Origin of the sequence: Blastomonas sp. UPD001 (assembly GCF_003426715.1) — a bacterium.
Taxonomy (GTDB): Bacteria; Pseudomonadota; Alphaproteobacteria; order Sphingomonadales; family Sphingomonadaceae; genus Blastomonas.
Window position 1 is genome coordinate 2217621 of the sequence record NZ_QKVT01000001.1, and the last position, 10831, is coordinate 2228451.

Genomic DNA, 10831 nt, shown 5'->3' on the forward strand with positions numbered 1-10831 from the left:
GCGAGAAATTCGGTCACGGCGGGTGAGAGCGGCGGGCGGACAAGGGCCATGCTTTGGGTCTCCATCAATGCGGCAAGGCTAGGAATTCGTGTTCGCCATGTAATCATTTCGCGACCATCAACCGCAAGGCGGATAAATCGCGCTTGCCCGATACCCGGTGCGCGGCGAACATGGTCGAACCGCGATCAGACGCAGCAGGAGCGGCAACAGGCGCATGGGGGACAGTATCGACGATCTGGCACACAGGCTGACGGCAGCCCTGGGCGAAGCGCAGGTGATGACCGCGCCCGACCGGCGGGCCTTCTATGCGCATGACGTGTTCGCGCGCGGGGCAGAGGCGCTGTGCATCGTCCGCCCGCTCGATATCGCAGGCGTGCAGGCGGCGGCGCGCCTTTGCGCTCAGGCCGGCGTGGCGATGGTTCCCCGCGGCGGCGGCGCGTCCTATTCGGACGGCTATGTCAGCGATCAGCCGCATGTGCTGTTCGACATGGGCGCGCTGCAATCGATCGAGATCGATGCGGACAACGCGCATGTCCGCGTCGGTGCGGGGGTGACCTGGGCCGCGCTCAAGGCCGCGCTCGATCCGCTGGGGCTGCGCACGCCCTTCTGGGGACCATTCTCGGGCATCGTCGCGACCATCGGCGGCAGCATGAGCCAGAACACGATCAGCCATGGCAGCGGCGCGCACGGCATATCGGCGCAATCGCTGATCGGCATGGAGGTCGTGCTGGCCGATGGCACGCTGATGAATACGGGCATCAGCAACGCCACGCGCCATTATGGGCCGGACCTGACCGGCCTGTTCACCGGCGATTGCGGCGCTTTCGGGCTCAAGGTCGCGATCACGCTGCCGCTGATCGCCGTGCGTCCCGCCTTCGACACCGCCAGCTTCTCCTTCGCCGATTTCGCCAGCTACCACCGGTCGGTCAGCCAGCTGGCGCGCGAGGGGCTGGACGATTCGCATTTCAGCATCGACCAGGCGCTGTCGCAGGGCCAGATCGCCCGGTCGGAAGGCACGGCGGCGCGGCTCAACATCGCGCGCAACGTGATGCGCGCCGCGCCCAACCCGCTCTCGGGCGTGGTGCAGCTGGCCAAGATGGCGCTGGCGGGCGAAGGCGAGATGCGCGAGGCGCGCTATAGCTGCCATGTCATCGTCGAGGGCGTCGAGAAGGCGGACGTCAACGCACGGCTCAACCGCATCCGCGCGATCATGACCGCCGAGGGGCAGGAAATCGCCAACAGCGCCGCCGCGTTCGTCCGCTCGATGCCCTTTGCGCCGCTGTACAATGTGCTCGGCCCCAGGGGCGAGCGCTGGGTGCCGCTGCACGGCATCTTCACGCACAAGGCCGCGAACCGCTTTCACTCCGATTTCATCGCGGTGCTCGAAACCCGCCGCGCCGAGATGGAACGGCTGGGCGTGTGGACCGGAACGATGTTCAGCAGCATCGGCGGGCACGGTCTGCTCTACGAGATCGCGATCTACTGGCCCGATACGCTGACCCCCTATCACCGCGAGATTCTGGGCGCAGACTATCTCGCGGACATCCCTGCCTATCCCGAAAGCCCCGAGGCGCGCGCCGCCGCGCACCAGCTCAAGGCCGATCTCGTCGACCTGATGCAGTGCCATGGGTCGGCGCATTTCCAGATCGGGCGCGCCTATCCCTATCTCGACCGGCTCGACCCGGCGGCGCGCGCGCTGGTCAGGGCGACCAAGGCGGCGCTCGACCCCCAGAACCTGATGAACCCCGGCGTGCTCGGGCTCTGACGCGCCCCCGCCAGTTGCAAAGGCAGACGATGGACTACGATTATATCCCGCTTCCGCAGCGCCAGCCGCTGAAATGGCCCAACGGGGCGCGCGTCGCGCTGATCCTCACGTTCAACCTGGAAACCTGGGACCTCACCAAGGATACCGACAAGCCCTATTATGCCGGCGGGCCCGCCATCCTGCCCGATGTGCTGCCCGGCAACACGCCCGATTTCCCCAATTTCACCTGGCGCGAATACGGGCAGCGCGTCGGCATCTGGCGGCTGTTCGACCTGTTCGACCAGCTGGGGGCCAAGGCGAGCTGCACCGCCAATGCGGTGACCTTCCAGCGGCGCCGCGCGATGACCGACGCGGTGCTCGAACGCGGCTGGGAGCTGCTCACGCACAACTGGGAACAGGGCGAACTGCTCAGCAATTTCGCGCACGAGCCCGAAAGGGAGCGCGACATCATCCTGCGCTCGCTCGCCGAGTTCGAGAAGCATACCGGGCGCAAGTCGAAGGGCTGGCTGTCGAGCTCGCTGCGCGGGACGATGCAGACCGCTGACATTCTCGCCGAGCAGGGCTGCACCTTCTATTGCGACATCATGAACGACGATCAGCCCTATCTGCTGCGGACCCCGCACGGGCCGATCGTCTCGGTGCCCTATTCGAACGAGATCAACGACTTCACCTTCATCACCCGCAAGAACTTCACCACAGACCAGTTCGCCCAGGCGCTGATCGAGGAGCTTGACGTGCTGTACGAGGAAGGCGCGGTCACCGGGCGGATCATGAATGTCGGGCTGCACCCGCATGTCTCGGGCCGCGCGCACCGCGTCCGCGCGATCCGCGAGTTCATCCAGCACGCGCAATCGCTGCCCGGCGTGTGGTGGGCGACGCGCGAGGAGATTGCCGACTGGTATCTGCAGAACCACGAAAGCCATATTCCGGGACAATTGCGATGAGCCGTCCGCGCATCCTGATCGCCGGCGGCGGCATCGGCGGGCTGACCGCCGCCGCCGCGCTCGCCCAGGCCGGGTTTCCGGTCGAGCTGCTCGAGGCCGCGCCCGAATTCGGCGAGATCGGCGCGGGCGTGACCTTGTCGCCCAATGCCATGCGCGGCTTCGATTTTATCGGCTGCATGGAAGAGGTCGCCGCCGCCGGGGTCGAACCGAAGCGCCAGCGCATCCAGCACTGGCAGGACGGCCGCGCGCTGCTGACGCTCGAACGTGCCGATGCCCGCGCCAAATACGGCGCGCCCTATGTCTATATCCACCGCGCCGACCTGCACGCGATCCTGGTCGAGACCGCGCGCGAGGCCGGCGTGACCTTGCGCGCCGGCGCGCAGGTGGTGTCCAGCGAAGGCACCACCGTGACGCTGGCGCATGGCGAGCAGGTGAGCGGCGACGTGCTGGTCGGGGCCGATGGCCTCAAGTCCGCGATCCGCGACCGGTTCGAGCCGGTCGCGGCGCATTTCACCGGCCATGTGGCCTGGCGCGCGGTGGTGCCGGTGACCGACGCGTTGCGCCCCCTCGTGGACTGGCCCGGCATCCATATCGGCCCGGGCAGGATGATCACCCGCTATCCGGTGCGCGGCTCCACCCTGCTCAACATGGTGTTCTTCGCGCGGCAGAGCGGCTGGCAGGACGATGGCTGGACCATCCCCGCCGTGCCCGGCGAGCTGCGCGAGATCTATGCCGGCTGGGAACCCGAGGTGCAGGCGATGATCGCCGCCGCCGAGGCGGTGCCGCATTTCCGCTGGGCGCTGAACGCGCGCCAGCCGCTCAAGAGCTGGATCGTCGATGGCCGCGTCACCCTGCTCGGCGATGCGGCGCATGCGATGACGCCGTTCCTCGGCCATGGCGCGGCCTGCGCGATCGAGGATGCGGTGGTATTGGCGCGCGCGCTCGCGGCCTCGGCCACGCCCGAAGAGGGGCTGCAGCGCTATCAGGACGCGCGGATCGAGCGCACCACCTTCATCCAGGCCGAATCCAACGCCAATGCCGACCGAATGCAGGGCCAGGAGACCGACCTGTTCGGCCTCACCGAGCTGCGCAACGAGGAAACGCTCGGCCTGTTCGATTATGACTGCCGCACGGTCGCGGTGTAAGGACCCATGCTGATGAGCGTCTCCCCCCTGCCCTATGCCCCGACCCCGTTCGACGGCCATCCGATCAGCGATGCGACGCGCGCCTTTCTGGCACGCGACCATCAGCTGTTCATCGATGGCGATTGGCGCGAGGCCTTTGGCGGCGAGGTGATGGAGACGCGCGACCCCGCGACGGGCCTCGTCGTCGCGCGCTTTGCGGTCGGCGAAGCGGCGGACGTCAACGCGGCTGTGGTGGCCGCGCGCAACGCGTTCGATGGCGGCTGGGCGCGCTCGCAACCCGCCTATCGCGCCGCGCTGCTGCGCAAGCTGGCCGAGCTGATGCAGCGCGATGCGCAGATGCTCGCCGAGCTGGAAGTGATTGACAGCGGCATGCCGATGTTCATCGCCAGCCTGACGGTGAGCAACTGCGTCGAGATGCTGCATTATTATGCCGGGCTCGCCGGGACCATCGAAGGCACGACGACCACTCCGCCCGCGCATGTCAGCATGGAGGCCGAAGCGCTGACCTACACGCTGCGCGAACCGGTCGGCGTCGCCGCGCATATCATCCCGTGGAACGTGCCGCTGTCGATGGCGATCCTGAAGCTCGCGCCAGCGCTTGCCGCAGGATGCACCAATATCGTCAAGCCCAGCGAGGAAACGCCGCTGACCGCGCTGGCGCTGGCCGACCTGATCGCCGAGGCCGGATTTCCCGCCGGTGTCGTGAACATCGTCAACGGCACCGGGCCAGGGGTCGGCGCGGCGCTCGCCGGGCATCCGGGTATCGACAAGGTGGCCTTTACCGGATCGACCGCGACCGGACGCCGCATCGTCGAGGCCGCGCTCGGCAATCTCAAGAAGGTCACGCTCGAACTCGGCGGCAAGTCGCCGGTGGTGGTGATGCCCGATGCCGACCTCGAGCTCGCGGTGCCCGGCGTGGCGATGGCGACCTATTTCCTGGGCGGACAGAACTGCATGGCGGGCACCCGCATCTTCGTCCACGACGACATTTACGAGGCGATGATCGAGGGTCTGGTCGCGTTCTCGGAGAATCTGGTGGTCGATCACGGCCTCGCCCCCGGCTGCATGATCGGGCCGATGGTGTCGCAGGCGCATGCCGCCAAGGTGATGGGCTATATCGCGCGCGGCCTCAGCGAAGGGGCGACGCTGCGCACCGGCGGCCAGCGTCTCAACCGCGCAGGTCATTTCATCGCCCCGACGATCTTTACCGCCACGACCCCCGACATGGGGATCGTGCAGGACGAGATTTTCGGCCCCGTGATGGCAGTGCAGCGCTTCGACACGCTCGACCCGGACGAGATCGCGCGCATGGCGAACAATTCGCCCTACGGCCTGTCGGGCAGCGTGTGGACGCGCTCGCTTTCTGCAGCGCACAAGATCGCCGCGCGCATCCGCTCGGGCCACGTCTCGATCAACTGCCATGGCGCGGTCGCGCACAACATCCCGTTCGGCGGCTATAGCCAATCCGGCTGGGGCCGTGAGTTCGGGCGCGAGAGCCTCGACAATTATCTCGAGACCAAGGCGGTCACCGCGCGGCTCTAGGCGGCCGCAACGGCCTCTGGTGACGCCCGGTCGAGCGACTCGCCAATCGCCTTGGCGGTGGCGAGCAGCTCGGGCAGATAGCTTTCGAGCGCATTCTCGAGCTTGAGCGCCGAGGCGAAGAAGACCAGCGTCATCGCCGCCTCGAACCGGCCCTGCTTGAAGATCGGCACCGCGATCGACGAGGTCTTGCCCGGCGTGTGGTTGAAATAGTTGCGCCCCTGCACCGCATAGCCGCGCGCGCGGATACCCTCCGCATTCAGCGCCAGCTCGGCCGCTGCCAGATAATTGGGGTCGATATCCTGGTCGGCGCGCATCCATTTGAGGATCTGCGCGCGCTCCTCGTCATCGGCATAGGCCATCGAGAGCTTGCCCGACGCGCTGTCGAGCAAGGGCAGCGTGAAGCCCGGATAATATTGCGCGAAGGTGAGCGAGGTGTTCGCGTGCGTCGAGTCGCGCAGCATCATGTTCTTGCCGACGCGGATCGCGATCGAGACCGGCCAGCCGATCTTGCGGGTCAGCGCCACGATGTGCGGCCGCGCCGCCTCGACCAGCACCCCGTCCTGCTGATAGCCGCTCGACAGGCTCTGCACCAGCAGCGTCGGGCGATAGCGCTTGCGCGCCGGTTCCTGCTCGATCAGGCCCTCGTACAGCAGTGTCTGCACGATGCGGTGGGCGGTCGGATAGGGCACGTTGGCGGCGCGCGAGATTTCCATCATCGTCATCGATCGGTTGCGGTTGATCGCCTTCAAGGCGGCGATCGCCCGGCTGAACGACTGGATCGGAACTCCCTTCATGGCCACAGCCCCCTTCTCGCTGCTGCGCCGCCCCATGACGGAGCCGGCGGCAGGCGAATGCTGCGTCAAACTATCCGGATGGTGGCAGACTTTCCAGATTTATCCGACAGTCGGATATTTGCGCGCCCAGATGCCGATGATGGCAGCCCCGATCAGCGTCAGGACCGGAGGGATCAGCCCGAAGGCCAGCCCGACGCCCAGCACCGCGCTCTCGCTCTGCGGCAGCCCGGCGACCGCACGCGCGGCATCGAAGCCGAAAGCGGAAAGCACCAGGCCGGTGAGCAGCGTGCCCCCCAGCGCGAAGGCGATCTTGTCCGCCGCGATCCAGGCGGCCGAATAGAGGCCCGAATGGTCGGCATCGTCCGCCGCAATGTCCGCGAGCATCGAAAAGCCGATCACCGTCCAGCCCGAATTGCCAATCGCGGCGGTGAAGGCGAGCAGATAGGCGACCCAGATCGGCTGGTCGGCGAGCAGGAGCCAGACCATGTAGCTCAGCGCATAGATGACCGATCCGGCGATGAAGGCGCGCGGCTTGCCGAAGCGTCCGGCCGCCCAGACCCAGAAGGGCTGCGCGGCGATGATCCCGGCACAGGCGCTCAGGATGATCACCCCGATCACCTGCAACGCGTCGGCGCGTCCCGACTGATAGGTGAGGAAATAGAGCATGGTCGCATAGCCCCGGAGCGGCGGGGTCGCGAACACGCCCTGAGCCCCATCGGCCTTGCGCCCTATCCCGAAGAACGCGAGCAGCAGCGAGGCCGAGGCGATGACCGACAGCACCACCGCCATCTGTCGATAGCCGTCTGCGCCGCCACCGAATTGCTCGACCAGTGCGGGCGCGACCGCGCCTGCGGTCAATACGCCCACCGCGGTGAACACGAGCCGCCACGCCATCAGCACCGTGCGCTGGCGCTCGTTCGAGGCCAGCTCTCCGGCAATCGCGAGATAGGGGACCGAAAAGGTCGCGAACACCATCATGTACAGGCTGAAGGTGACGATCACCCAGGCCGCGCGCTGCGCATTGTCGCCATCGGGCACACGGAACAGCAGGGTGAGCGCTAGCGGAGCGAGCACCGCACCGACCAGCAGCCAGTAACGGCGCGGTACCCGTCCCTTCAGCCGGTCGGACAGCATGCCCACGGCGAAATCGCTGCCGACGCCGAAGACCAGCTTGGGCAGGAAGATCGCAGCCCCCGCCAGCGCGACATCCATGCCGACGACATTGGTGAGGAAGAACAGGAGCAGCAGCGAGGGGATGTCGCGAAAGATCTGCCCCGCAATCTGGCCGACGCCATAGCCGACCTGTCCGCCCAGCGTCAGCCGGGTCCGCTCGGACGGCGCGGAGGCCGCCAGCGCTGCTGCCTCCATGCTCACGGACGCGGCGGCATCGGCGGCAGCACGGGCGCTGCGGGCGGCTGCGGCGGGGTCCAGCCCGGCGGGACCGGCGCGGGCTTCTGCGTCATCTTGTAATTCTCGAGGCTCGAGAGCGACGGGCCGTAATCCTCGGTCGGCGCGGTCAGATAGCCCGGATCGATCTTGCGCGCGGCCTCTACCAGATCGGCGGGAAGGTCCGCGATACCATTGGTCATCGTGCCGAAAGAGGCGAAATAGTTGATGAAGCCGGGGGCCTCGCCCATCAGCATCCAGGGCAGCCAGGGGGTGATGCGCGACCAGCTTCCGGTCACCGGCAGCGCGGTGAGCTTCGGGTTCTCGATATCCTTCTTGTCGACGAAGAACAGGAAATGCTCGGACACGCGGTTGAAGGCGCCGGCCGATTCGCGCGGCCATTCCTTGGGCTGCAGCGAGGCGGGATAGAACAGGTCGATGCCCGTCTCGAGGATCAGCGTGTTGCCGGGGCCGTCGCTCCAGTTGAGCAGGAACGGTTCGGGCGGCCGCGTATCCTTGTTGAGCCCGCCATAGCTCGGCGGCTGCGGCTTGGTGTCGCGGATGTCGTAGTTGAACGGATCGTTGGCGATCGGCACCACCTTCACCGTCTCGCCGGTATAGGGGTTGTTCCAGCTGTCCATGATCTTGCCGGTCTCGAGATCGCGGTAGAAGACCACCTCCTTGAGCACGCGCCGCCAGTTGCCATCGGGCAGGCGCAGCGTGCGGACGACCGAGAAACCGTCGATCTTGAACAGCGGGCGCACGCCATAGACGGTGCCGGTGATGCGGCTGACCTTCTGCTTGGAGGTGTCGAGCTCGCCATCGATCCGCGCATAGGTATCGCGGTTCCAGATCGGGCTCTTGGTGTCGATCCTGGTGACGAAACTCGGCACCTCGGCCTTGGCCATGCGGGGCGTGGCGGCAAGCCCTGCCAGCACGAGGCCGCTCGCGAGCAAACCCAGCGACCACCGTTTGACCATCTTCGAACCCTGCCCTGCCATCGCGTCCTCCTGTTGGCGCTGCGTCCTTGCTACAGATTGATGGCAATCGCGCCAGCCTCCGCGATGCTTCTGCATGTTTGTTCGCCTGTTGGATAAGATTGCCGGTCTTCGGACAAACGCTTCAGGACCAGCGAAATTTTACCCCTTCACGTCCCATAAGGGCGCCAGGATCGCCGCAGGATCCTTCAGCACCTCGGGCTTGCGCGCCGCTGTCGCTTCGAGCCAGGCGGGCGGCAGCGAATCCGGATGTGCATTCTGGCGGCCAAATCCGCTGGCGGTGAGGTGGCCGGGGCGGTCGCCCATGCCCAGCCAGGGTCGCCACGATACGACATTGGTATAGCTGACCTCGGACGTCACCCGCGTGGCGCCGGGCTTCATCAGGTCGCTCTTGCGCGCGTGCAGCACGCTGTTGTCCGAATAGCGGAACGGCCGGCTCGCGCCGGGAAACAGGCTCTCGGAGCGCATCTGCTCGCTCACCCACACATCATCGCCGCGGACGACGAACGGCAGCACGTGATGCTCGATGGTCAGCCCCGGAATGGGCTTGGGCAAGGTGAACGACAGGTCACGCCCGAATATCGAGGCCGAAGGCTGGAAGCCGCCGCTCGGCACCTGGCAATCCTGGTTGGTATAGGGGTTGCGGAACCCGTCCATCGCCTTGCTGGTTACCGGATCGGTGAACCAGGCCAGCTCGAAGCTGACCGACCGATAGGTGCCATCGTCGAGCCGCCGGGTGCGCGAGAATACCGCCGACGATACGCCGAACAGCGGGGTCATCTCGTCTCCGACCACGCCGAAATAGCTGGCCTGCACCCAGTTGGTGGTCAGTTCCTCGTCGAGCGCACAGCGCATCATCATGAAGGTCCGCTGCCGTCCCTCCGGGCTGGTCACGTCCAGCCCGCCATCGGCGGCGAACAGCCGTGCGGGGAACGCGCCAGCAGCGCCTGTGGCAAGAAGTCCGGCTAATGCCTCGCGGCGACCGATCATGGGGCGGTCCTTCACATGTCAAAATGAGGGCGCGGCATCCGCCAGAATACCGCGCCCGGGATGCTATCAGAATTTCACCCCGGCGGTGATGCCAAAGCGGCGCCGCTCGCCCAGATAGGCTTCGGGGATCGAAAAGGCCGACGGGAAGCCGGCGCGCGGCTGGTTGATCGAATTCTGCACATAGATTTCGTCGAGCAGGTTGTTGGCCCAGAGCGCGATCGAATAGCGGTCGCTTTCCAGCGCCAACCGCGCGTTGACCAGCGTGCGTTCGCCGAAGCTGATCGTGTTGATCAGGTTGTTGAACGCCGGACCGGTATAGTTGACATCGACACGCGCCTTGATCGCCCAGTCGTCAGACACCGGTACATTGGCCACCGCGTGGACGTTATACTGCGTCTTGACCGAGCGTTGCGCACGCAGGCCATCGAGCGACGGCACGAACTGGGTGCCGCCATTGGCGGTAGGCACCGCAATGATCGGCGGACAGCCCGGCGCATTGGTGAAGGTGGCAGGCGTCGTCCCGGCGCGGCATTGCGGAATCGTCGATCCGTCATAGGCGCCGGGGCGGAATTTGGGATCCGAATAGATGAAGCTGCCGCCGATCGAGAACATGTCGGTAATGTCCCAGTCGGCCTGCATCTCGAAGCCCTTGGCGCGGATCGCCCCCGCATTCTGCACGATGCGGACCGGGTTCACCGCCGTCGGGTTCTGGGTGAACGCGGAAACCTGCGCGTCCTTCCAGTCGACATAGAAGAACGAGCCGTTCAGCGTCACGCGCCGGTCGAACAACCGGCTCTTGAACCCGGCCTCATAGGTCCAGTTGGTTTCTTCCTCATAAGGCACCTCGCTGGCGAGGATGCCGGTCGCACTCACCGGATTGGCGGTGTTGAAGCCGCCCGAACGCACGCCCTTGGCGGCCGAGACGTAGAGCAGGATGTCTTCTACCGGACGATAGTCGAGCGTGAACCGCGGGGTGAAGCTGTTGAAGGTGCGCTTGAAGATGGGGCCGATCACCGGGAAGGTGCCCGGTGCCGGAACGCTGGTGCCGGGGATCGGCTTGTTGACGCCGGGTGCCGAGGTGGGGTTGGAAATCGAGAACACCTGTGCCTGCTTCACGTCCGAATTGTAGCGCGCCTCGGCATTGAAGCGGAAATCGCCCAGTTCGTAGCCCACCGCGCCGAAGATCGAGAAGGTCTTGGTGCTGGCGCGCGAGTAGCTGCCGACAACCTGGGTCACGTTGCTGTCCGGCACCAGGAAGATATTCGCG

Annotated in this window: 9 protein-coding genes; 4 read left to right on the top strand and 5 right to left on the bottom strand. The window is 66.3% G+C overall.

What is annotated here, in order from left to right; translation table 11 throughout:
* Positions 1-214 precede the first annotated feature (214 nt).
* Genes DM995_RS11280 through DM995_RS11295 form a run of 4 tightly spaced genes read left to right on the top strand, consistent with a single transcriptional unit; the run spans position 215 to position 5396 of the window.
* Complete coding sequence (locus tag DM995_RS11280; RefSeq protein ID WP_116970428.1) at positions 215-1765, top strand: FAD-binding oxidoreductase; 1551 nt, start codon at positions 215-217, stop codon at positions 1763-1765.
* A 29-nt stretch (positions 1766-1794) separates the two neighbouring features.
* Positions 1795-2709 (top strand): polysaccharide deacetylase family protein, encoded by a 915-nt coding sequence (locus DM995_RS11285; RefSeq protein WP_023837322.1) that lies wholly within the window; start codon positions 1795-1797, stop codon positions 2707-2709.
* Positions 2706-3854: an FAD-dependent monooxygenase gene (locus DM995_RS11290; protein WP_116969485.1), complete on the top strand. Its 1149-nt coding sequence runs from the start codon at positions 2706-2708 to the stop codon at positions 3852-3854. Before DM995_RS11285 ends, DM995_RS11290 begins: the two co-directional genes overlap by 4 nt.
* 12 nt (positions 3855-3866) lie before the next feature.
* Positions 3867-5396, top strand: a complete 1530-nt coding sequence (locus tag DM995_RS11295; protein ID WP_116970429.1) for an aldehyde dehydrogenase family protein — start codon at positions 3867-3869, stop codon at positions 5394-5396.
* Here DM995_RS11295 and DM995_RS11300 read toward each other — a convergent pair.
* The 5 genes from DM995_RS11300 to DM995_RS11320 form a co-directional block, all read right to left on the bottom strand.
* Entirely contained in the window at positions 5393-6190 is a 798-nt protein-coding gene (locus DM995_RS11300; protein WP_031317891.1) for an IclR family transcriptional regulator, read from the bottom strand. The two genes, DM995_RS11295 and DM995_RS11300, sit on opposite strands and share 4 nt — an antisense overlap.
* Before the next feature lie 99 nt (positions 6191-6289).
* Positions 6290-7558, bottom strand: a complete 1269-nt coding sequence (locus tag DM995_RS11305) for an MFS transporter (RefSeq protein WP_116969486.1) — start codon at positions 7556-7558, stop codon at positions 6290-6292.
* 2 nt (positions 7559-7560) lie between these two features.
* Positions 7561-8577, bottom strand: a complete 1017-nt coding sequence (locus DM995_RS11310) for a DUF1838 family protein (protein WP_116969487.1) — start codon at positions 8575-8577, stop codon at positions 7561-7563.
* 138 nt (positions 8578-8715) lie between these two features.
* The gene (locus tag DM995_RS11315; protein ID WP_116969488.1) at positions 8716-9564 is read right to left on the bottom strand and encodes a DUF1838 family protein; all 849 of its coding nucleotides are present in this window, start codon (positions 9562-9564) and stop codon (positions 8716-8718) included.
* A gap of 66 nt (positions 9565-9630) precedes the next feature.
* Positions 9631-10831: TonB-dependent receptor domain-containing protein (locus DM995_RS11320; protein ID WP_116969489.1), on the bottom strand; the 1201-nt coding region annotated here is incomplete at its 5' end.

Bases quoted from the DNA above. Each gene is read 5' to 3' on its own strand.
- DM995_RS11300 (WP_031317891.1), bottom strand. From the start codon at position 6,190: ATGAAGGGAGTTCCGATCCAGTCGTTCAGCCGGGCGATCGCCGCCTTG.
- DM995_RS11305 (WP_116969486.1), bottom strand. From the start codon at position 7,558: ATGGAGGCAGCAGCGCTGGCGGCCTCCGCGCCGTCCGAGCGGACCCGG.
- DM995_RS11290 (WP_116969485.1), top strand. From the start codon at position 2,706: ATGAGCCGTCCGCGCATCCTGATCGCCGGCGGCGGCATCGGCGGGCTG.
- DM995_RS11310 (WP_116969487.1), bottom strand. From the start codon at position 8,577: ATGGCAGGGCAGGGTTCGAAGATGGTCAAACGGTGGTCGCTGGGTTTG.
- DM995_RS11280 (WP_116970428.1), top strand. From the start codon at position 215: ATGGGGGACAGTATCGACGATCTGGCACACAGGCTGACGGCAGCCCTG.
- DM995_RS11295 (WP_116970429.1), top strand. From the start codon at position 3,867: ATGAGCGTCTCCCCCCTGCCCTATGCCCCGACCCCGTTCGACGGCCAT.
- DM995_RS11315 (WP_116969488.1), bottom strand. From the start codon at position 9,564: ATGATCGGTCGCCGCGAGGCATTAGCCGGACTTCTTGCCACAGGCGCT.
- DM995_RS11285 (WP_023837322.1), top strand. From the start codon at position 1,795: ATGGACTACGATTATATCCCGCTTCCGCAGCGCCAGCCGCTGAAATGG.